21 protein-coding genes, 1 tRNA gene and 2 pseudogenes are annotated in these 21,679 nt (G+C 53.1%); 8 read left to right on the forward strand and 16 right to left on the reverse strand.

From position 1 onward, the window contains the following. Positions 1–134: 134 nt before the first annotated feature. Positions 135–785: a pyrimidine 5'-nucleotidase gene (locus tag WNY38_RS11085; protein WP_342857403.1), complete on the reverse strand. Its 651-nt coding sequence runs from the start codon at positions 783–785 to the stop codon at positions 135–137. 115 nt (positions 786–900) lie between these two features. Here WNY38_RS11085 and WNY38_RS11090 point away from each other — a divergent pair, with 115 nt between their 5' ends. Further along, positions 901–1,581: a GntR family transcriptional regulator gene (locus tag WNY38_RS11090; protein ID WP_342857404.1), complete on the forward strand. Its 681-nt coding sequence runs from the start codon at positions 901–903 to the stop codon at positions 1,579–1,581. 5 nt (positions 1,582–1,586) lie between these two features. On the opposite strand, the gene WNY38_RS11095 is transcribed toward WNY38_RS11090, so the two are convergent. Both WNY38_RS11095 and carA read right to left on the reverse strand, forming a co-directional pair. Beyond that, positions 1,587–4,259: a glycosyltransferase family 2 protein gene (locus WNY38_RS11095; protein WP_342857405.1), complete on the reverse strand. Its 2,673-nt coding sequence runs from the start codon at positions 4,257–4,259 to the stop codon at positions 1,587–1,589. A gap of 197 nt (positions 4,260–4,456) precedes the next feature. Further along, the gene (carA, locus tag WNY38_RS11100; RefSeq protein WP_342857406.1) at positions 4,457–5,620 is read right to left on the reverse strand and encodes a glutamine-hydrolyzing carbamoyl-phosphate synthase small subunit; all 1,164 of its coding nucleotides are present in this window, start codon (positions 5,618–5,620) and stop codon (positions 4,457–4,459) included. Positions 5,621–5,820: 200 nt separating this feature from the next. Here carA and WNY38_RS11105 point away from each other — a divergent pair, with 200 nt between their 5' ends. Next, positions 5,821–6,279: a GatB/YqeY domain-containing protein gene (locus tag WNY38_RS11105; protein ID WP_342857407.1), complete on the forward strand. Its 459-nt coding sequence runs from the start codon at positions 5,821–5,823 to the stop codon at positions 6,277–6,279. 202 nt (positions 6,280–6,481) lie between these two features. Next, a complete protein-coding gene (locus WNY38_RS11110; RefSeq protein ID WP_342857408.1) occupies positions 6,482–6,670 on the forward strand; it encodes a hypothetical protein in 189 nt (62 codons plus the stop codon). Between the two features lie 24 nt (positions 6,671–6,694). Here the strand turns inward: WNY38_RS11110 and WNY38_RS11115 are convergent, their stop codons facing one another. The 8 genes and pseudogenes from WNY38_RS11115 to lipB all read right to left on the reverse strand — a co-directional run bounded on the left by WNY38_RS11115 (position 6,695) and on the right by lipB (position 13,298). Beyond that, positions 6,695–7,231, reverse strand: coding sequence for a DUF2244 domain-containing protein (locus WNY38_RS11115; RefSeq protein WP_342857409.1), 537 nt, complete (start codon positions 7,229–7,231; stop codon positions 6,695–6,697). Between the two features lie 74 nt (positions 7,232–7,305). Beyond that, entirely contained in the window at positions 7,306–7,719 is a 414-nt protein-coding gene (locus WNY38_RS11120; RefSeq protein ID WP_342857410.1) for a VOC family protein, read from the reverse strand. Positions 7,720–7,743: 24 nt separating this feature from the next. Continuing rightward, a complete protein-coding gene (locus WNY38_RS11125) occupies positions 7,744–8,433 on the reverse strand; it encodes a DUF4336 domain-containing protein (protein WP_342857411.1) in 690 nt (229 codons plus the stop codon). A gap of 89 nt (positions 8,434–8,522) precedes the next feature. Beyond that, positions 8,523–8,729 (reverse strand): annotated as a pseudogene (locus tag WNY38_RS11130) (cation transporter); the annotation flags it as partial. A gap of 273 nt (positions 8,730–9,002) precedes the next feature. After that, positions 9,003–10,694: a cytochrome c oxidase subunit I gene (gene ctaD / locus WNY38_RS11135; protein WP_342857412.1), complete on the reverse strand. Its 1,692-nt coding sequence runs from the start codon at positions 10,692–10,694 to the stop codon at positions 9,003–9,005. 356 nt (positions 10,695–11,050) lie between these two features. Further along, entirely contained in the window at positions 11,051–11,497 is a 447-nt protein-coding gene (locus WNY38_RS11140; protein WP_342857413.1) for a cytochrome C, read from the reverse strand. 128 nt (positions 11,498–11,625) lie between these two features. Further along, positions 11,626–12,570 (reverse strand): DMT family transporter, encoded by a 945-nt coding sequence (locus WNY38_RS11145; protein WP_342857414.1) that lies wholly within the window; start codon positions 12,568–12,570, stop codon positions 11,626–11,628. Positions 12,571–12,644: 74 nt separating this feature from the next. Next, positions 12,645–13,298: a lipoyl(octanoyl) transferase LipB gene (gene lipB / locus WNY38_RS11150; RefSeq protein ID WP_342857415.1), complete on the reverse strand. Its 654-nt coding sequence runs from the start codon at positions 13,296–13,298 to the stop codon at positions 12,645–12,647. 362 nt (positions 13,299–13,660) lie between these two features. On the opposite strand from lipB, the pseudogene WNY38_RS11155 reads away from it, so the two are divergent. Continuing rightward, a pseudogene (locus WNY38_RS11155) lies at positions 13,661–14,140 on the forward strand (peptidoglycan-binding domain-containing protein); the annotation flags it as partial. Between the two features lie 278 nt (positions 14,141–14,418). Here WNY38_RS11155 and WNY38_RS11160 read toward each other — a convergent pair. Then, a complete protein-coding gene (locus tag WNY38_RS11160; RefSeq protein WP_342857416.1) occupies positions 14,419–15,219 on the reverse strand; it encodes a LytTR family DNA-binding domain-containing protein in 801 nt (266 codons plus the stop codon). 139 nt (positions 15,220–15,358) lie between these two features. On the opposite strand from WNY38_RS11160, the gene WNY38_RS11165 reads away from it, so the two are divergent. Further along, positions 15,359–15,880 (forward strand): DUF2306 domain-containing protein, encoded by a 522-nt coding sequence (locus tag WNY38_RS11165; RefSeq protein ID WP_342857417.1) that lies wholly within the window; start codon positions 15,359–15,361, stop codon positions 15,878–15,880. A gap of 150 nt (positions 15,881–16,030) precedes the next feature. Beyond that, positions 16,031–16,117: transfer RNA gene (locus WNY38_RS11170), tRNA-Leu, on the forward strand. A gap of 1,089 nt (positions 16,118–17,206) precedes the next feature. On the opposite strand, the gene WNY38_RS11175 is transcribed toward WNY38_RS11170, so the two are convergent. Next, positions 17,207–17,824 carry a hypothetical protein gene (locus WNY38_RS11175; protein WP_342857418.1) on the reverse strand — a complete coding sequence of 206 codons (618 nt, stop codon included), beginning with the start codon at positions 17,822–17,824 and terminating at the stop codon, positions 17,207–17,209. Positions 17,825–17,975: 151 nt separating this feature from the next. Here WNY38_RS11175 and WNY38_RS11180 point away from each other — a divergent pair, with 151 nt between their 5' ends. After that, positions 17,976–18,161 carry an antirestriction protein ArdA gene (locus WNY38_RS11180; RefSeq protein ID WP_342857419.1) on the forward strand — a complete coding sequence of 62 codons (186 nt, stop codon included), beginning with the start codon at positions 17,976–17,978 and terminating at the stop codon, positions 18,159–18,161. Between the two features lie 157 nt (positions 18,162–18,318). Here WNY38_RS11180 and WNY38_RS11185 read toward each other — a convergent pair whose 3' ends face one another. Next, positions 18,319–18,894 (reverse strand): pyridoxamine 5'-phosphate oxidase family protein, encoded by a 576-nt coding sequence (locus WNY38_RS11185; protein ID WP_342857420.1) that lies wholly within the window; start codon positions 18,892–18,894, stop codon positions 18,319–18,321. An 87-nt stretch (positions 18,895–18,981) separates the two neighbouring features. Here WNY38_RS11185 and WNY38_RS11190 point away from each other — a divergent pair, with 87 nt between their 5' ends. Then, entirely contained in the window at positions 18,982–20,229 is a 1,248-nt protein-coding gene (locus WNY38_RS11190; RefSeq protein ID WP_342857421.1) for a DUF4147 domain-containing protein, read from the forward strand. On the opposite strand, the gene WNY38_RS11195 is transcribed toward WNY38_RS11190, so the two are convergent. Both WNY38_RS11195 and WNY38_RS11200 read right to left on the reverse strand, forming a co-directional pair. Further along, the gene (locus tag WNY38_RS11195; RefSeq protein WP_342857422.1) at positions 20,230–21,279 is read right to left on the reverse strand and encodes a YeeE/YedE family protein; all 1,050 of its coding nucleotides are present in this window, start codon (positions 21,277–21,279) and stop codon (positions 20,230–20,232) included. Positions 21,280–21,310: 31 nt separating this feature from the next. Further along, positions 21,311–21,676: a metalloregulator ArsR/SmtB family transcription factor gene (locus WNY38_RS11200; protein ID WP_342857423.1), complete on the reverse strand. Its 366-nt coding sequence runs from the start codon at positions 21,674–21,676 to the stop codon at positions 21,311–21,313. Positions 21,677–21,679: the final 3 nt, after the last annotated feature.

The following is a 21,679-nucleotide window of genomic DNA, read 5'->3' on the forward strand; positions in this document are numbered from 1 at the left end:
ACATTACAATTTGTGGGATGGATCAATCGTGCTCTGAGATGCGCGTTTTCTCTTAAGCGCCGTCCCCCGCCTTTACAGATATCTAGTACGCAAAAAGGCTGCCAAGCTTACCCTGCATGCTATATGATCACCCTTTATTGAACTCTAACTAAAAAACCAGTCAGATCATCCGTATGGTGGTGAATGTAGTCACGATCCGTGATCTCATCTTGGGGGGCGACGTGTACGGTTTTCATCCCCAAGGCGTGCGGCACTTCTAGGTTACGTGGGTCATCTTCAAACATCGCGGCTTTGGTTGGATCAAGTCCGTCTTGCTCAATGATACGCGCATAGGCGTCAGCCTTGGGCTTTGGCTCAAAGTTTGCGTGCTCTACGCCGTAGGTGGCATCGAATAAACCAGACAGCCCACGTGCTTCTAGCACATCGCCTGCATAAGGCGCTGTGCCGTTTGTGAAGATGATCTTTCGTCCCGGGAGTGTCTCAATCGCTTTGCGCAGCTCAGGGGCAGGGGCGAGCACCGTGAAGTCGATGTCGTGCACATCTTCCAAGTAGGGATAGGGCTGTACGCCGTGCAGCTTCATCAGTCCCGCCAGTGTGGTGCCATGCTCACGCCAATAGGTGGTGCGCAGAGCGCTCGCTTCAGCGTGTGAGACGCCAAGCGTGTTCATCATATACGACGTCATCTTGATCTCAATTTGCGGAAACAAAGAGGTTGCAGGCGGATAAAGCGTGTTGTCGAGATCAAAGATCCACGTACGCACATGAGAGAATTGTTTTTGCACCATGTCACCTTGTTAGGGCCGCGCTTTGGATCAAACAAGCCCCTGATGGTCTGTTAAAGCTTGAACCCGCACAAAGGGCCTGTTTATGGTACAGCCTCGCACGGTAAGAGGGAAGCTGATGAAAGACGCACGTAAAGATCACGCTTCAGGCCAATTGTCTGGACAGACCGCCGGACAAAAAGACGCCTATAGTTTGATCTTGGAGGCGATCGATATTGGCATTTATCGCCCCGGTGATCGCCTCGTCGAAAGTGAGCTTGCAGAACGCTTTGGTGTCTCGCGCACGCCCATTCGTGAGGCGCTGCAGCGGTTGGAAACCCAATCTATGCTGACCCGCGATGGGCGGTCTTTGATTGTTGCGTCCTTGGATCACAACCAAATGGCGGATCTTTATGTGGTGCGCACTGAACTTGAAGGTTTGGCCGCACGATTGGCTGCGCGTCATGCCACACCCGAAGAAATCCGTGTGCTGCGTGATATGGTCGATGAAGACCGAGCCTTGGTCGATGACCCCGATGCGTTGTCAAAGGCGAACAGGCGGTTTCACAAGCAAATTCATTTGGCGTCACACAACCGGTATTTGGTGAAGCAACTGGATTTGGTGCATCGCTCGATGGCGCTTTTGGCGACAACATCTTTGGCCGTCGAAGGTCGCGGGGCCGAAGCCATCGATGAACACGATGAAATTGTGTCTGCTATTGAAGCTGGCGATGGCAATGCCGCACACGCGGCACTCAGTAATCATATTTCCAAAGCCTTTGTGACACGCCTTAAAATTGACGCAGAAACAGAGCGTTAAGCCCTCTATTTACGGTTAGGGTTTAGGCCGCTTACAATGCTTTTTAAGCGGCGATGTTTTTGGCGTGGCGAGATGGGCAGCCAATCAGGACTGTTGGAAAACACGGCCGTATGTGCCAATTCAGGATCCATTTGGGCGTTGTCGGCAATAGGTTGCGCAGGATTTTGAAGTAATTTTGGCATGTTATTCGGACCGCCAGTGATCTGATCTTCTTGCTTCGACAAGGCGATGTCAGGTCGTTTTGGGGCTGGACGCATGCGTGACATATCAATAGCCGAACCTGCAAAGTCGGCATCGTCTTTCACAGAAACCGGCACGATGTCTTTTGCATCATAGGCCAAGTCCAGTCCAAAAGTCAGGCGTCGCTTTCGTGGTGCTGCCACAGGCGCGAATGTGAAATCTGCATGCGCCTCTGAAAACCCCGACGCACGTTTCAAAATTGGTAAATCGATACGATTGGCTTGCTCTAGTTTATAGGGTATATTCCCTGTCGCAACCCGTGTGCCTGGCCCCAAAATCAAAGGCATAGCACTTTGCACTGGTGGTGTAATTGGCATGTCCTTCGAGCTTTGCTTCACGACAAGACCAGAAAAACCCAATGGTCCGCTGATGAGGCGCACGCGGTCTATACCCTGCGTAGAATGTGAGGATTCTGGAATAATGCCCATCGACTTTTGTTCGGGGGCTGGCCTCGTATAGTCCAACTCCAACTCCAACTCCTCTTGACCTGCAATCATGTCATGCAAACCATGTGCGGTCTTGTCCCAGTAATATGGACGCGTGAGCACTTCCCACAACCCTTTGATGGCGGCAAGCGTGCCCAACGGGTAATAGAAATGCAGCGTCGGCACCCATTTCCAAAGGCCTTTATGCTTGGGGGTCGATGTGGCCAACATGCCGATTGCGACGGTGATCACTTCTGACATCAAAAACAAAGTGCCCAATGCCCAAAATGTCTCATTGGGGACGACGTCTTGTAACGGATGGTGCAGGCCGAGGGGCATCGACCAAAATGACCACAGCAGCGGGGCCAGTACGAAATTGGACAAAGCCCCGAAAAACAGAACCTGTACGCCAAAGAATTTCCACCACCCCAAATCCGCCAAAAGCTTGCGCGGATTGCGCATATGCATCGCCCAAGTCATCGCATAGCCCTTAAGCCAGCGCGATCGCTGTTTGACCCATGGCCACAGCCGGCAATTTGCCTCTTCATCGGTGACGGTGCGAATAAGTTCGGTGCGATAGCCATGGCGGGCCAATCGAATGCCTAAATCGGCATCTTCAGTCACATTGTGTGCATCCCAACCACCAAGCTTTTCAATAGCTTCGCGGCGGAAAAACAACGTTGTGCCGCCCAAAGGCACGACCAGCCCAAGGCGTTCATACCCTGGCAAAATGATGCGAAACCAAGAGGCGTATTCCACCGTAAAACAGCGCGCGAGCCAATTTGTACGTGAATTATAGAAATCCAAAATGCCTTGCACGCAAGCCACATCAGGGGCAGCTTGCGCGAAATGATGCGCCACCTTATGGATTTGGTCCGGCTCAGGCGCATCTTCTGCATCGTAAATTCCGATGATTGACCCACGGCAAAAGTCGAGTGCGAAATTCAACGCCCGTGGTTTGGTCTTGACCCCACCTCGGGGTACAACAATCATCCGCATCCAACGGGGTAATTCAGTGCGAGAAACGGCCTCTTGTGTGATGGTGTCGTCTTCCTCAACCACAAGGCAAATGTCCAAAAGCTCACGCGGATAGGTCAGCTTGGACAGCCGTTTGACCAATCGACCTGCAATTTCGCGCTCATGAAACAGCGGCACCATCACTGAAACGGTGGGTAACTTTTTTGTACGTCGACCCGTGCTAAAGGTGGATTGGCGCTTTTGCGACACACGCGCCTGTGCGAAAGCCGCTGCGAGTTTTAAGACAGACGTAATGACAAGCACCAAAATAGCCCAACACACCAACGCTAAAAACATTGCATGTGGAAAGGCGATTGTTGCGGCAATAGCAGCGAACCCGATGGCCGACATCACGCGTGTGAGGCGGGCAATATCGAGCTCGCGACAACTTTCATGTGCTGCAACACGTGTTTCCGCGGCCTTTGCCAGCCTGCGCTGACGAGATTGCAACAAGGCCTCATGCATTGCCGTTTCTGATACGACCGCCATGCGCACAGGCCCAAACAACGCCGTCAGACGGGCGCGCATCTCTTCAAACTGTTCTGGGCGGCAAGACGCGATCAGCACAGTTGAGCCCGCGCGACGCCAAGGCAAAAGCCCTTTGCGCAGGCACTCATCGGCCCCAAAGGCGTCAATCAGGCGCACATCTGCGACATGGGTGTCAAAATTCGCAACTTCTGCGCCGTATTGCTTGGCCAAGGCGCTGTACAAAATCGCTTCATCGACCATGCCATGTGCCAACAAAATATCGCCGATTCGTGCGTCATGACGTTGGCGCATCGCTGTGGCGCGCACCAAATCTTGCGGGGTTAGCGCGCCGATATCGACAAGCATCTGTCCGATTGGCGTTTTGTTCGGGGGGCAGACTGTTGCTGTTTCGTCTGCGCGCGCGGATAATAAAGGCTGGTGGCGCGCATCATTTGAGAGCTCAGCACTTTGGGAATGCGGATGCTCCAAAGCGGAAGTTTTAAATGTACCGTGCCGAAGCTGCGCCATGTCCACAAAAGATCCCAGTCCGAGCAAAGGATCTTGCCCCTTTGGCAGAATGGCGCGAGATGGTTAATGGGCCGTTAATTATTAATCAAATTTGGCGAGGATATGTTTCCCAAGTCGCGAGAGACGCTGGCAATTTTAGCGCGTTTTATGACAAAGCCGCCCCAAGGAGCCGGCTTTGTCGAAAAAACATCAACCATTTAGGCTGTCGCGCGGATTTTCATCGCCTCAGCGAAGCGCTCGAACAGGTAGTAGCTGTCCATTGGACCTGGAGAGGCCTCTGGGTGGTATTGCACTGAAAACACAGGTTTCCCAGAAACCTTGATCCCACAGTTGGACCCGTCAAACAAAGACACATGGGTTTCAACCACACCTGCAGGCAAAGATTGGGCATCCACAGCAAAACCATGGTTCATCGAAGTGATTTCAACCTTGCCAGTGTCTTTGTCTTTCACAGGGTGGTTGGCGCCGTGGTGACCGTGGTTCATCTTGATGGTTTTTGCCCCAAGTGCCAAAGCAAGCATTTGGTGACCAAGACAGATGCCAAACACAGGCAGGTCTGCGGCCAAAACGCCTTTGATCATCGGCACGGCATATTCACCGGTTGCTGCGGGGTCACCTGGGCCATTGGACAAGAAAACGCCGTCTGGTGCGTGCGCGAGCACTTCTTCTGCCGAGGCTGACGCTGGCAAAACCGTGACATCGCAGCCCGCAGAGGCGAGGCAACGCAGGATGTTGCGTTTGGCGCCAAAATCGATGGCAACGACTTTAAAGCCTTTGATCTCGCGTTTGGGGAAGCCGTCAGGCCAAGCCCACCGCATTTCGTCCCAGACATAGGATTGTGTGCAGGTGACGTCTTTGGCCAAATCTGTGCCCTCGAGCCCTTTGAAATTACGTGCCATTTGTACCAAGGCTGCGATGTCAAAGTTGCCTTCGGGATCATGGGACATCGCGACATGCGGGGCACCTTGTTGGCGGATCGCGCGGGTCAGGCGGCGGGTGTCGATGCCCCCCATGCCGATACGTCCACGCGCAGATAACCATGGGCTTAGCTCGTTTTCCGTACGCCAATTCGATGGATCTGTGGGATCCCATTTGACCACCATGCCAGCCGCGACTGGATCGGCTGTTTCGTCATCTTCGGCGTTCACACCGGTGTTGCCGATATGCGGAAACGTAAAGGTCACGACTTGCCCCGCATAGGACGGGTCTGTCATAATCTCTTGATAGCCAGTCATGGCTGTGTTGAAGCACAACTCGGCAGTGGTGGTGCCCGTGGCCCCAAACCCTTTGCCGTAGAAAATAGTGCCGTCCGCAAGCGCCAAGCATGCTGTCGGTTTCGCAGTTGAGTGTACGGTGGTCATGGCACGACTCCCCTTAAAAGGCCCAAAATTGTCGGGAAACTAAGGAAAGCGACGGGGGGCGTCAAGCGCGTGTTGCGATTTTGCGCAAAGTTTCTGTTATCTATACTTTTCAATAACTTACGCTGAAAGTTAAGATGTTGTTAAATGCCGATTTTTTGGGTAGGGTGAGGACTTGCAATGGCTCAGGGGATGAGACACCAATGGATATGAGAACGCGACTTAGCACGGCTTTAAAGACGGCTATGAAAGAAAAAGACGCAGCACGCCTGTCAACATTGCGGTTGATTAGCGCTGCGATCAAAGATCGCGATATTGCGCTGCGCGGCGAAGGCAATGATGCAGGGGTATCTGATGCAGATGTCCTTGGAATTCTTGAGAAAATGGTCAAACAGCGCAAAGAAAGCGCCCGTGCTTTTGACGAAGGTGGACGTGTCGAAATGGCCGAAAAAGAACGCGCTGAGATCATCGTGATCGGTGATTTCTTGCCACGCCAATTGGGTGACGATGAGGTTTCAAAAGCCATCGATGATGCGATTTCCGCCTCCGGTGCCGAGTCGATCCGCGATATGGGCAAAGTGATGGGCGCTTTGAAAAGCAAGTACACGGGCCAGATTGACTTTGGTGCTGTTGGCCCTCGCGTGAAAGAAAAATTGGCTTAATGCGCTCAGGATGCGCATTTGTGCGCGTTTTGTGTAAATCAATGACAGTTTAAAAAGACCGCCGCGCATCATCGGCGGTCTTTTGCGTTTGCCCCCTTTAAGGGGCAGTTTTTCGATATTTGCGTTTTGTTAAGAGGTCTCGGCCACTCTCAGCTGGATTGGGGCGCTTGTTTTGGCCCTGCTTTCGATTTGGGAGGATTCTATGACGACAGGTGTGACTTCAAATTTCCTTGATACCCGCCATGCTGCCGAGACGGCCTATCTGGCCAAACAAAACATTGACGCCGCACAACACTTGGAAGGTCTGCCGCGCCAAATGTTTGATCATTTGACGACCAATGAGCTGGCTGAAATGGCGATGATGAATTCAGAACAGTCGGCGGCAGCATAAGCGATCACTAAGCCAAGTTTTGTGCTAACGAGGTTTGAGTTGGCCTAAGACAAAGGCCAAATCTTTGTGCAGCGTTTGGCGTTCTTCAGGGGACAAAAACGCGGCCAATTCGACGGCGCGCCCATTGTCCGTGGCGCTGCTGTATAGGGTCAAATACTGCTCGACAGGACCGCCCTCTGCGCGCAGGTGCAGCTTGATCCAATAGGGATTGGCTTGCCACTCTTTGCGCAAGTTCTTTGTGGTCCAATGGGTCAAGATCACTTTGTCATGCCAGATCAACAGTTCTTCGCGCAGATATTCACGGTCCGACAGGCGCAAGGCTGTCCATAGGGCTGCCAAAGTAATAAGCAGGCCAGCCAAAAGCACCCAAAACGCCGCTGTGCCTATAAACGCCAGCACAGGCAAACAACCGGCCAAAAACATCAACCAGATAGCGGCTTTGAACCCTGAGTTTGGCATGGAACGATGAGGCCAAATGTCGAGCTTTACCAGCGGCGCGTCCCCTGTGTGGGGCTTGGGCGCGTCAAGACGCGTGTGATCGGGGGTCCATCGATAGGGCATAGCAGGGCCTTATGGGGTTGCTCTAGAATAGCCGAGTGTCGTCTTGGCGCCAAATGACGGAATGCCGCAGCCTTTTATCGAGATCCCAAATCTTCAAAAAGGCGTAAGAGATACCCATCTGGATCAGCAACGACGAATTGGCGGTTGCCGACTTCCATATCATCTTTGCGATACCATTTGTCTTCAAGCGGCAAATAGAGGCCCGTACCTGCGTGCGTGAGACGCTTTAATATGGGGCTGACAGACGGGACTTCTAATTGCACATTGAGGCCTCGCCCAAAGGGATAGGCATGTGGCAGGTGTCCATCATCGAAAGTGCGGCCTGTCCCAATCTGGTCGATCATAAGGCGTGCTTCGGCGAGGGCCAACATGGCAAAGCCTTCCGAGGGGCGCTCATATTCGACGGCAAACCCAAGCAAGTCACAATAGAACGCTTTGGAGGCGCGCCAATCGGTTACCGCAAATTCTGGGATGAGTGCTGGAGGCATGCTGTGCAGGTCCTTTCTATGGCCTTAGGCGTTGAGCCAAGCAAAGGCGCGCTTGAGAAAGCCCGTGGCATCTTGCGTGACGGGGCGGCCATGGGCCATCAAAACCTGTTGTGCGGGCCAGCCGAGAATGGTTTTTAAACTGGCGCGTGCTGCTGTGCGGCCGTAAAACGCCACGCGGAATTTGCGCGGCACTTGTGGTTCGGTGCCTTCCATCAAGTCCAATCGCGCGATGATGGCGCGCCATCCCGTGAACCAGCCTTTATCGAACTGCTGCAAAATATCAGTGAACAACACGGTGCCACTGGCTTTGTGAAAAAACACCACCTCATCGGTCAACAGGTTCCCGCGCAGGATCACTTGCGCCAGCTCACCGGTCCAGATCACATCTGGGGCATCGGTCAAGGTTGCATCGAAAGTGATGTCCTCCCGTTTTTTTTCAAGGCGCGGGGCAGCAAAGCATTTGGCTGTCGGGTAGGCGAGGGCCCAGTCTTGGAAAAACAGATGATGAAAGGAATTCGGTGCAACAATGGCTTTGACAGGACCAAGGGCATCAACGGCGTCTTTGAGGTCTGGGGTCAAAGTGACCGGTGACCAGACCATTAAGTTTCCGTCACTGAGCCGGATAATGGCGCAGCGTGTCGGGTATTTAAACCCTGCCGTCGACAGAATTGGCCCTTTTGCGATCCAAATATCGGTGCCAAATGGTGTGAGCATAACTGTGTCCGGCGTCCCTTTGTTTCTTATGTTGTATCGATTTAACCACGGATGAAAAGCCCCACAACGGTGTTGGGCCTCGTGATGGTTTAGCGATGCCTGTGCATAGCTGTTTGGCGCAATTCTTGAACAGATTGGCGCAGAATTTGCCATGCTGAGGATAAAAACAACGATGCCATCAAAAGTGCGACGATCAAATCTGGCCATGCGGTCTGCATGACCCAAACCGCGATTGCTGCGATCATCACGGCGATATTGCCGATAGCGTCGTTGCGTGAACAGAGCCAGACAGGTCTTGCGCAGAGGCGGGTGCATTGGCACGTGCGCAACGGCAATTGGTGCAAGACAAGATCGCGCGATTGCAACGGCTGGACCAAGAGCTGACGCGGATATCGACGGGCTGCGACGGGCAGGGGACAGCAGGTGAATGTTACGTCTTGAGCAGCCTTGGGGACCACGGCGCTTGCGAGACGGATCACGAGTAGCATTCAACCTTAGCCTACATCAGTGACCTACAAATACAAAAGGCCCCGCAAATCTGCGGGGCCTTTGTTTAGATCAAAGAGGGATTAGTGCGCGTGGCCCTTGTCCCAGTCTTCTTGCTTTGGCAGGGTCTCGAATGTGTGCTCTGGTGGTGGGCACGGTAGGGTCCATTCGAGTGTATCCGCGTATTCATTCCAGTAGTTGTTCTCGGTGACGCGTTTCCCATATTTGAGAGAGTAGATCACGATACCGATAAAGAAGATGAATGACGCGAAGGACAAGAATGCACCGTAAGAGGAGACTTTGTTCCAAAGTGAGAAGGCTTCTGGGTAGTCGATGTAGCGACGTGGCATGCCTTGGCGACCCAAGAAGTGTTGTGGGAAGAAGGTCAAGTTCGCGCCGATAAACATCATCCAGAAGTGAACATGTGCTGCCCATTCAGGGTAGTGACGGCCAGACATTTTACCGAAGTAAAAGTAGATGCCGGCAAAGATCGAGAAGACCGCACCCAAGGACATAACGTAGTGGAAGTGTGCCACAACGTAGTAGGTGTCATGGTACGCACGGTCCACACCCGCTTGGGACAAGATGATGCCTGTCACGCCGCCGAGGGTGAAGAGGAAGAGGAAACCAAAAGCCCAAACCATAGGGGCTTTGAATTCGATCGACCCGCCCCACATAGTGGCGATCCAAGAGAAGATTTTCACCCCTGTTGGCACGGCGATAACCATCGTTGCCATCATGAAGTATGTCTGTTGGCTCAGCGACATGCCGACAGTGTACATGTGGTGCGCCCACACAACAAAGCCAAGACCACCAATCGCGATCAAAGCCCAAACCATCGGCAGGTAGCCGAACACGGGTTTGCGTGAGAAGGTCGCGATGATGTGGGAGATAATCCCAAAGCCAGGCAGGATGATGATGTATACTTCCGGGTGTCCGAAGAACCACAGGATGTGTTGGTACAAAATCGGATCGCCGCCGCCGCCAGGTTGGAAGAAGGATGTGCCAAAGTTGCGGTCTGTCAGCAACATGGTGATCGCGCCCGCCAAAACTGGCAAAGACAAAAGGATCAACCAAGAGGTCACAAAGATCGACCAAGCAAACAGTGGAACTTTGAAAAGGGTCATGCCCGGTGTGCGCATGTTCATGAATGTCGTGATCATGTTGATCGCGCCAAGGATGGATGACGCACCAGAAACGTGAACCGCAAAGATCGCGAGATCTGTTGAATAGCCTGCTTCAGACGTGGACAGTGGCGGGTAAAGAACCCAACCGATGCCTGAGCCTGACTGGCCGTTGCCGCCAGGTGCAAACAAGGACGCGATGCCCAAAGCCACACCACAAACGTACATCCAGTAGGACAAGTTGTTAAGGCGTGGGAAAGCCATGTCTGGTGCGCCGATTTGCAGCGGCATAAAGTAGTTACCGAAACCGCCAAAGAGCGCTGGAATAACCACAAAGAACATCATCAAAACACCGTGGTAGGTGATCATAACGTTCCAAAGGTGGCCGTTTGGCGCACATTCGTCGCCGCCAAAGCCTGAGATCAGGCGCGCGGCTGCGTTGCCGGCCTCATCGAGACACATGAACTGCACGCCCGGTTCCATGAGCTCTAGGCGCATGTAAACTGTTAGGGCGACAGAGATAAAGCCCACCACCGCAGCGGTGAAGAGATAAAGGATGCCGATATCCTTGTGGTTCGTTGACATGAACCAGCGCGTAAAGAAGTCGCGGTTGTCTTCATGTTCGTGGCCGTGAATGGCTGCGTCTGCCATGCGGTCCTCCCGATTTTTGCTTAAGCTATGCGTTAGCCCGCGCAGCAACAAAAACAGAGTCGCCACACAGAATTGCATATCGTCTTAAAGGCAATATATCGCTTGGGCAATGTGTCAACGCGCCCCATGCCGTGAAAAAGTGTCTCATCTGGCTTGAATTTTTCTAAGGACCGCCAGTTCGCTGGTTTTCCAAGACTGTTCTGATGGGCGCGGCTTTAAATGCAAGCCTTTGGCACAACCTGTTGTGCCGCTTTTTGATTGGTTGGGGCAGCCTTAGTTGGCTTAGGGGAATCGATGCGAGCATAAAAAAACGCCACCCCAAAGGGCAGCGTTTGAAATCGATATAGAGGTATGCCTTACTGGGCAGGGGCCGCGTCTTGTGCTGGCATTTCTTCTACAACGGGGCCAACAGAGGCCAAATATGCAGCAACATTTGAAGCGTCTTTGAGTTTGAACGACATTTTGGATTTTGCTGACGTATCAAGCTGCGCGCTCAAGAATGCTTTCGGGTCCTTGACGTATTCAACCAAAAGCTCTTCGGTCCAAACCAGACCCGCCGCGCCAACTGCAACCAAATCGTCACCGTATTTTGAGAAATTTTCTTCGGTGCCAGCAGTGCGGCCGATCACGCCGTAAAGGTTCGGGCCCGTTTTGCCGCCCTTAAAGATCACCTCATCGCCATTTGAGACGGTGTGACAGGCTTTGCATTTTTTCATATCTTTTTCGCCTTTGACGGCATCGCCTGCATAGGCAGATGTTGCCGCCAAAAGGGCAGCAGCAGTGAGTGCGAACATCTTAGTCATCGGAATCTCCAACGTGAGTCGTTTCAGGTTGCATGGACAATAGCGTTTGTATTCCAAGATACGAGCTCGCGATTGTCGCAGGGGATTTTGGTCTTATACGCGTCTGCGATGTGCTGTGTAAATGCGGATCATGACCCATTTGATTTGATAGGCGTCTGCGATGGCACCTGCGAGGCGGGCGCGGTCTTGCCAAAGGTGACCAAAAGCGCCGCCGCAACAATCGCACCTGCGCCGATCAGGGTTAAAGGCGTAAAGATGACGCCAAAGATCAGCACATCAAAGAGCAAGCCCCAGATAAGCCCTGTGTAATCAAACGGGGCCAGCACACTGACAGGCGCGCGCGACACGGCTTCGCTTGAAGCGATATGCCCGCAGCCGCCCAAAAGGCCCGCAAAACACAACAAGCCCAAGGTGGTGCTTGACACTTCGGTCCACCCAAACGGAAGGCTCGCCAATCCCACCAAGGTGCAGGTGATGGCGAAGTAAAACGAAATGGTGGCTGGCTTTTCTGTTTTGGTCATCGTTTTGATGTGAATGCGCACAAATGACATGGTCACAGCATAGCCCAATCCCGCAGCCACGCCGACCCAAGCCGCAGAGCCGGGCAGGGACAGCGCCGCCCAAAGCATCATCAACGTGCCCGCAAAGCCCAAAGCTGTGGCAAATATGATCAAGGGTGTGAGGCGTTCACGCAGCACAATTGCGGCCACAGGCAAGGACAGCGTCGGCGCTAGATAGGCCAAGGCTTGTGCTTGTGAAACGGAGAGGTAAATCAAGGACAAGAAAGACAACGCCATCGAAAGCGCGCCAAACAAGCTGCGTATGACGTGAGCTTTGGGATGTTTTGTTTTGAGCGCCGAAGGAAACTGTCCGCGCAGGGTCATATAGGCCAAAATCGGCAACAGCGCCATGAATGAGCGCCAAAAAATCAATTGTCCCAGCGAGACCTCATGCCCCACACGATGTATCACCGCCAACATTGAAGCCATCAAAAAGGTGGACAGCAGACGCAGGCCGATTCCTGTCAGGCGCGAGGTCGGGGGAGATGTTGGGGCGGTGTGGGCTGAGTGCATTTTAGCGCCTTGCGAATTGGGCCTTGCGAATTGGGCCCTGTAAATTAGACTGTGATTGGGTTTTGAAACGACAGTTAGGGCGTTTCAAACACATCGTCAAAGGCGCTGCGCAAAGCGTTGTCTACATCATCCATCGTCACAGGCAGGCCCAGATCGACCAAAGAGGTCACTCCATATTCGGTGATGCCGCAAGGCACGATACCATCGAAATGTGACAGATCCGGTTCAACATTGATCGACAAGCCATGAAAGGACACCCATTTGCGAATGCGCAAACCTATGGCAGCAATTTTGTCCTCGGCGGGCTTGCCTGTGATGGTGAGGGGTTTGTCATTCCGTTCGACCCATACGCCAACACGCCCCTCGCGAATTTCGCCTTTGACGTTGAATTCGGCCAAAGCGGCGATCACCCAAGTTTCCATGTTGTGGACGAATTTGCGTACATCGCGCCCGCGCTTGTTCAAATCGAGCATGGCATAGGCAACGCGTTGACCTGGGCCATGATAGGTATATTGCCCGCCGCGTCGCGTGTTATAAACAGGGAAACGATCCGGCTGCACGAGGTCCTCGATCTTGGCTGAGGTGCCGGCAGTATACAATGGCGGGTGTTCAACCAACCAGATCAGTTCGTCGGCCTCGCCTTTAGCGATCGCATCCGCGCGCGCTTCCATTGTGATCAGCGCCGTGTCGTAATCGGTCAAACCCTGCGAATAGCGCCATTCCACCATGTTGTTTTCCTCTTACTACGTGCGATCAAAGTGCCCTTCGAAGGGGTGTTGGTGTTCTACTCCGACTGCGCGGGACAAAGAAGAGAGTTTGAGGGCAAATGCGGCTTTATTAAAGTTTTGCAAAGTTTAGTTGCGTTGAATATGTGGCCGACATTTTTTTTGGGGGGAGTCTTAAATAATATGTGGCAGTCTCTTCTGTAATTTAGAATCTAAGACTTATTAAGACTTAATTATGCGAGGAAAACGATTATGTCGTGCAAATATATTATATCTGCAGCGCTTGCTGCGTCGCTATTTATTGGGACAACTGCACCCGTTTGGGCCAATGGCGGTGATTTTCTAGCTGGCAGAATTTTGGTTTTCCAGCCGGCAGAGTAGACGGGCAACTTGGCCAAAAAACGCGCAATGCTGTGTCTTCATACCAAGTTTACCTTGGTTACCCTGTGACGGGCCAGCTTTCCCCATTTGAGCAAGAACTTTTGATCTCTTCTTACAATCAGGCGCAGGCCGTCGGTTACCGCACTGACAACATGGAGGTGGCTTTGGCCTCGGCACTTTTGCTGGTGGCTTTGGGAGAGCGTCCCTACGGCGAACTTTTAGGGCACCATCTGAGCCAAGGTGTTGGCGCAGCACGCCGACCTGATTTGGCACAGGCATGGTATGCCGACAGCCTGAACGCGTTAGCAAGTGGGGCGACTGCCGTTTTTGCACCGGGGCAAACCGAGCGCATTGGTCTTTTATTCAAAGCGTCCACGTCGTTGAATGGTGGTGCCGTTGCCGCTCCCTCTGCTGTGGTTCCGGCCTCTGGAACAGCACTGCCTGCGTTCTCTATCGCACAATAAGTTAAGGGCGAGAGATGGAAAATAGTTGCCTGCCGGTGTTTTTTTCTGGCAGGCAAACCCGAAAATTTTAGTTCCCAAAAACGCAGCGCGCAGCGGGCCACACCGATACAACTGTGAAACACCCAGTTTAATAAATGCATTCACGCCTTTGATACAGCGGATATAAGGTGCTCCACCAGCTTCACTTAGCTCAATTGCATCCGCGCGTGCCTCAATTGTGGGCCGTGCCATGTGGTAATCGTTCAATGCTTCTAGCATTGCCATTCAGCCATAGTGTTTCAGGGTAAAAAACCTGCCTCCTTGAGCACGGACAGATAGGTGCGCGATACCGGAATGTCACGCCCATCTGAGGTTCTGATCACAGCTTTTGCGCCGTCACGTTTTACACAGGCGATGTGATCGCGGGCCACCCAATGTGACCTGTGCACCTGAAACCCGTCACCAGCCTCGCGGATTGAATCTGCCAACCGCATGAGCAACATTCCTGTCCCTTTGGTGGTGGTGACATCTACATAATGATCGTTCACCGACAACGAAATTAACGCGCCGCGTTTCTCGTAAGGCAGGCGACCCACCAAAGGCGGTTCAACTGTTGCTTTACAGTCAGGTATCGCATCACCGTCATGTGTTGTCATAGAACCGGATTTGGAGTGCTTCGCCATGAATATCGCGACGCGAATGATCACAGAGACCACAATGATATTGAGCAAAAGGGGCAGGGTATAACCCGCTTGCGTCGGCGAAATGCCAAAAATAGCCCAGTTGAATGCGAATACCTCGGCACCGATGATCACGCCAATCACAAGTCCCACGCCAGCTGCGAAGATCATTTCGGGCCCGCGCACATAAGATTTCAGCCGGTTGCCAAGCAGAGATATAAAACTGCCACTGGCAAAGGTCACTTCACACACTACGCCCCAATAAAAGATGCGCGGCAACAGCCGCATCACCTCGTCGGTGCCAAAGGGGCCCGCAAGCCCAAGGATAATCGCGACGGACAAGAGCACGGTTTGTGTCCTGCTGGACCACATAGCTTGTTGCGTTTCACGCATCGCCAAATGAAAAGTCGTTCGTTTCACGGAGTATTGGGTCCTTTTACGCAAGCGCTGTCGCATGGCCCAACGTCTTCGGCCAAACAGGATTTATCAAAATCACATCAGATCGAAAACGGCAAGTTCAACAACTTGTCGGATCGTAAACCTCACTCGGAGCACAGCCATGGTCACTCTTACGCCTTTCTTCACCGCGTCCCTCGCCGTTCAAATCCATATTTCTGCAGCGCTGATTTCTCTGGCCTTGATCCCGCCCGTATTGTGGCGTGTGCGTCGTGATGGCTGGCATAAGAAATTCGGCTATGTTTGGTTCACATCTATGGGGGTCACGGCCGTGTCGTCGTTTTGGATTTCAGGCATCGGCATGTTTGGTCGCTTCAGCCCTTTGCATCTTTTGTCGATCATGAGCCTCATCACCATGGCCTTGGCGATTTACTGGGCCGTCAAGCGCAACATCCATGCCCACAGCCGCGCCTTGCGCAACCTATCAACCTTTGGTTTGGGCATTCCTTCGGTTTTGAATTTTCTGCCGGGGCGCACATTCTCCAATGCGTTTTTCGTAAACGCTCCGATGCGCGGGCTGGCCCTGTCCGCTGTCGTGATGGGGGCAATTCTGTTGTGCCGGTCAGGCGCCTTGGCGTCAATTTTACGTCATTTCAAAGCGATTTTCGACAAAGCCCCCGCATAATCCTTAGGGAATTCTCGTTGAGTGGCTTGCAAAAAATACAGCGAAATTTGACAGCTTCATAGCGCTGTCACTTTTTTCCAATAAAGATCATTTTTGCCCTTTCCATCCATTCGCACCTTCGTTAGATACGCCTCACCAAGTCAAGACTGTGCGGTCGTGGCGGAATTGGTAGACGCGCAGCGTTGAGGTCGCTGTGGGGTAACACCCGTGGAAGTTCGAGTCTTCTCGACCGCACCATTTCACATTTTGATGTGATTTTCCCAAAAAACTCAAATATTACAGACGGTTGCGGAGTTCGATATCCGTTTTTTCGGTCGTATGCCAAGGGCGCTGCGAAGGCCGTTTTTAGGATGGTTTTGCGCATGGCGAGTGAACCTCTTTCGTATATATTCCAAGGGTTTGACAGGAATTCCCGCAATAGTTCGATAATTTCTCCGAGGTTGCTCTTAGGGTGAGTGTCGTGGGACAATTTATCGGTCAGCAACAGCTTCTGTTCTTCCATCTTTGCAATCTTGGTCTCAAACGCAGCGGACACTTTTGGATTTGAGGTCTCCACCAAACGCTCAAGCAGCGTATCCTGTTGTTTATCTAAGCCTTTGATTTGGCGTTTGATCGCAGACTTCGCCTGCGTCGCTTGATCGCGGCGTTGGTCCCATGCGTCTTTCAACATCGACATGGCAATATCGAGCAATTGCTTGCTTGGCGTCATCGAACGCAGAATTTCCTCAAATCCTGTATCGATCTTTTCTGCGCGAATGCCTTTGCGGTATTCCAAACAGTCACGGATTTGGCAATTAAAGTACGGATAACGTTTGCCAGTGGCACTGCGTGCCCAATAGGCGGTCATCACGTTTTCACAACAGGCACAGACGACAGAGCCACGCAGGGGGAAGTCTTCGTTGATGTCGGCACGCTTTGGCGCGATGCCTTTTTTGTTGCGCCGTTTCTGAATGGCTTCAAATGTCGCCAGCGAAATCAGAGCCTCATGATGCCCTTTGCGGCGACTGATGCCCCATGGCTCGTGTTCGACGTATCCCGCATAGATCACACGGTTCAGTATGTTCGTCACCTTTCGCGGCAGCGGTTTTCTTGCGACGCAAGCCCGTCACCTTCGCGCACTTGCTTGGCCCCTGACACGCGGGCGTAGATCTCGACCCGCGTTTGCGTCCATGTTCGGGCCTCCGTTCTGCTGTGCAAGGAATGCAGCTGCGGCTGCGTGCTTGATGCCGCCTGCGACAACCGTGCCAAGAGGTGCGCCCATGTCTAGCGCGCGTGGGGCTTGCCCTTTGCGTTCGCCATAACCGGTTTGAATGAGGGTTGGCGCGATTAAAGAGTTCTGATCTTTGCTGTTTGCACAAATCGTGTGATGTGGGGTGCGTATGTCGCGGTTTGCGCCACCGTGCTGCGCATAGGTGAGAACGGGCGCGATAAGTAAGTGCGCTGTGGCCGCCGCCTGCCAAAACCGTTGGGTGTGGGGGCGTCAATGGCGCAGGATCGGCGCGCTGTGCCCTTCATCGACATTAGGGATGGGGCAATAAGTGCGTGTCGGTTTTCAGCGGTCACGGTCCTAAGTGGTTCGGCTAAATCCGCGTTGCGAATGCTGCGCCCATCTGTGTGCCCATAGTAAGTTGCCAAGGCTGGGGCAATGATCCCAAGTGGTGCTGCGCCCCCTGGTCTTTTGATAAAGCTGTTTGCGGTGATTGTTGCCATTGGGTCGCGGAGGTCTTGACCTGTCGCGCCACCGTTAAAGCGCGTGATGCTTGGTGAGATCAAAGTTAGGCCTGCGCCACCGACTGTAATTGTGTGTGTGGGTTCGTTAATTCCCTGCCACGGTTTTTGACTGTTGCGCATGGTGGCGAGAAGTGGGGCGCAAATAGAGCTGTCTGCCTTTGCAGTGATAGTTTGCAGAGGTTTCAGGGTGGATCGCTCTGGATTTTGCTCCATTCGCCCCCAACTCCGACGATAAACGGTGATTTAGCGTCCAAAACGTAGCGCTTCATGCCGCGCGCCACTCTGGCCAAAGTATTGTGGGCAAGCGGGCGTTGCGATCGCAGGTCGTGCTTTTCCTTGATTTGGTCTGACGTGTCGAAGATAGATGGGCATCTACGCCGTCGAAAGCCTGAAAGAGCTGGCTGAGCAGCTTGTTGATGAAGGACTTTACGGCGATATCCCCGAGAACCTTACATATTACATTGATTTTGATGCCATCGCCCGTGACCTCAGCGTCGAGTACACCGAGACCTCAATCGCAGGAGGTCGCTATGTCTACGCTTGCCGATAAACGCGCCGAACGCTATCAGACCACCCGCGCCATATGGCGCGGGATATATGGAAACGTCTCAGTGGGCGCAGTTCTTCAACCAAGTTGTAATTTTTACCCAGTTCTAAATGCGTCCCAAGCTTGCAGTTATAAGGTGAGCCTGACGTTATTGGGCAATCTACGGCGCGCGCCATACGCCACGCCACGCATCACGACGTTCATAAAATGCGCGGGTGTGAATGGGGTCAGATAAGGACACCACATCCATATCAAACAAAGTCAATCGCAGGATTGCGAAACGGGCTTCAACAGGCGTGCGGGTGTAGGATGCCGCCGTTGCAATATTTGACCCAGGGGGCGGGGTTACGCCATAATTGGGCAAGGCATGATCGGGCAATGCGGACCAAGCAGCTTTGGCCTCAGCGCCTTCATCGATTTCAATCGTGCCTGACAAACGCAGTTGCAGTTGCAGGTCTGCGCGCCAAAGTGTCAGTGCGGCCCGAGGATCATTGGCAATTTCAGCACATTTGGGCGTTGCAGCATCAGTAAATATATCGACACAAGCACGCGACCTATCGGCTGCACGCAAGATAACACTACGTGCTGCAGGCGCGCCGCCTTGCCCGACGGTGGACAGCGTGGCGACTTGGGCCTTACGCTTGTCTCCAACGATTTGCGGCGCCAAAGCAGACCAAGCATTGGTTAAAAACTGTGCAAGTTCGTAGGGATGTGGTGCATTCATACAATCTGTCATGGGTTTAAAATGGCCTGTTGAACGTTGCATTGCAAGCTGCTGGACGCTAGGTCATTCACATGAGATAATTAAGGTATGCAAATAGATATGAACGCTCCGACCGCCTCTTTGAATTTTTCCGAAATGCGCGAACGTGCTTATGACGTGTTTATGGCAGGGGTTGGCGAAGCTGACCCGGCCAGCGCCGTTGAAGAAGCTTTGAAAGGTCGCACATTTACCCGCCCAACGATTATAGCTGTCGGAAAGGCCGCACGGGCCATGGCGCAGGCTGCGATGCGGCAAGTCAAAGCGGAAACTGTTCTGGTCGTGACAAACTATGAGAACGCCAAACCACTCGAGGGCGCTGAAGTACGGGGGGCAGGGCATCCGGTTCCAGACGTAGAAGGAGCGCGCGCAGCCCAGCGGGTTGAAGGTGTGTTAAGCATGGCGCAAGGGGATGTTATTGCGTTGATTTCTGGCGGAGGTTCTGCCTTGTTGCCCGCGCCTGTGATGGGTGTCAGCTTAGAAGACAAGGCTGCAGTGAATTCTCTTTTGCTCGCATCTGGGGCTGACATTGTCATGATGAATCTCATTCGCCAGCAATTGTCGCGCCTTAAAGGCGGTGGTTTTTTGCGAGCGGCTGGCCCGTCATTTGTCACAACTTTGGTTTTATCTGATGTTGTGGATGACGATTTGCGTGCCATTGCTTCTGGTCCGTCAGTGTCGCCGATCGGCAGGCGCGCAGATGCTGTCGCCGCGTTGAAGACTTTGCAAATTTGGAATCGCTTACCCGAGTCTGTGCGGACTCATTTGCTGAAACCTGAACCTGATCTTGGGCCTTTGCCTGACAGCGATACTATTTTGATTGGATCAAACAGCCGGTCTGTTGCAGCCATGGCGCGCGCGGCCGGTGGTGGCTTAGGGCACGGCGTTCACGTGTTTCCGATGCCGCTAGAGGGGGATGTAGATGTCGCAGCAAAAGTTATTTTGGACTGCGCTATTGAACCTGGCATTTTTCTGTTTGGTGGTGAGACCACTGTGAAACTTGCTGGCAGAGGACTTGGTGGACGCAACCAAGAACTGTCTTTGCGTGTGGCAAAGCTTGCAGCCGAGCGTGGACTTGTGGACTATGTGTTTTTATCTGGAGGCACCGATGGTCGTGATGGGCCAACGGATGCTGCGGGCGGACTGGTGGATGGATCAACGCTTGAGCGACTTAAAGCTGCGGGTGTGGATCTTAACGATGTCTTGGCGCGCAACGACAGCTATCACGGTCTTGAGGCGGCAAATGATTTGTTAAAAATCGGTGCGACAGGAACAAATGTTGCCGACCTTCAGGTGCTTATACGTCGTTGATCATTTGACGGGAGAAAAGCCGTAAATAAGCTGGCGCAGACCCAATGCGGCGCCAGCGATGATGGCGGCCATGGTGATAGGCGCTGAAAATGCGAGCACAGACATGGCCGAAATGCCCTGTCCGATGGTGCAGCCAAAGGCCAACACCGCGCCGATGCCCATCAATGCGGCTCCGCCAATTTGGCGTTTCAATTCTCTTGGATCGTCGCAGGCTTCCCATTTGAAGTGGCCTTTTATAAGTGATCCAGCGGCCGCGCCAATAAGCACGCCTGCGACCGATCCAATTCCAAAGTTCGGCGAGGTGGCAGAAGACATCATCAGAAAAAACATTGCGTCACCGATCGGCGCAGCAAACGAATGGGACACGATCCCCTCTGCCTCAAAGGTGAGATTTGAAAGCCAAGCTGTGCCTGCCCAGCCAGAGATGATTACCAATCCGACGACGCTACCCCACAAAATGGCTTTGCGCTCAGATAGAAAAGACTTTGAACTGAGCGCCAAGGTGAGGATTGCAAGGCCGATACTTAATCCCACTGGCACCAAGGGAAGTCTGTATCCGTTAAGCCAATGCGCGATGCCAGCAGGATTTTGCGCAGGCTCAGGCGGGAATAAGGCGACGCGCAGTTCTGCCAACGGCCCGTTCAGCGTCATATAGCTGAAAAGCCCCATGACGATAACGATGACAAAGTTGCGCAGATCGCCACCACCGAGACGCGCCAAAGCGCCAAAGCCGCAGTTACCTGCCAGTGCCATGCCGTAGCCGAACATCAACCCGCCCAGAACCGATGCAGCAGGGGACCATTGCAAGGCTAAGAAATGAGACTGTGTTGGATCGAAGTCAAATAGCCCGATCAAGGTGAAGACGCCGATGATAGCCACGCCTATCGCCACGCCCCATTGGCGCGCGCGGATGTATGAGCCTTGGTACAAAGCGTCCTCAATCGCACCCATCGAGCAAAACCGTCCAAGGCGCGCAGCCAAACCAAGGCCAATGCCACCGGCACAGCCAATCAGGGCCGCAAATGCGCCCGGGCTTAAGATATCAAGCATATGTCCTCCCTATCGGTGGGAGAGGCCGGGGCTAGTCGCCGCGCTTTTCCGCACCGTCATCTGCGACACAAAATAGGTCGTAGATAACTTCAAGGATGCGTTTGGGGCGGTCATCGGTCAAGGAATAATAAATCGCTTTGCCCTCGCGCCGCGGGGTCACAAGACCCTCAAGGCGCAAACGGGACAATTGTTGACTTACCGCGGCTTGGCGCGCTGACAAAAGATCTTCGAGCTCAGTTACGGATTTTTCCCCAGTGACGAGGTGGCATAAAATCATCAGGCGCCCTTCGTGAGACAGCGCTTTGAGCAAGTTTGATGCTTCACAGGCGCTCGACATCATTTTGTCGAGTTCCGTGTCAGATAGATCATCCGAAAACACTGGCAAAGAAGACGCCATCGC

This window comes from Pacificibacter sp. AS14 (assembly GCF_038899935.1).
In the GTDB taxonomy this organism is placed as follows: Bacteria; Pseudomonadota; Alphaproteobacteria; order Rhodobacterales; family Rhodobacteraceae; genus Celeribacter.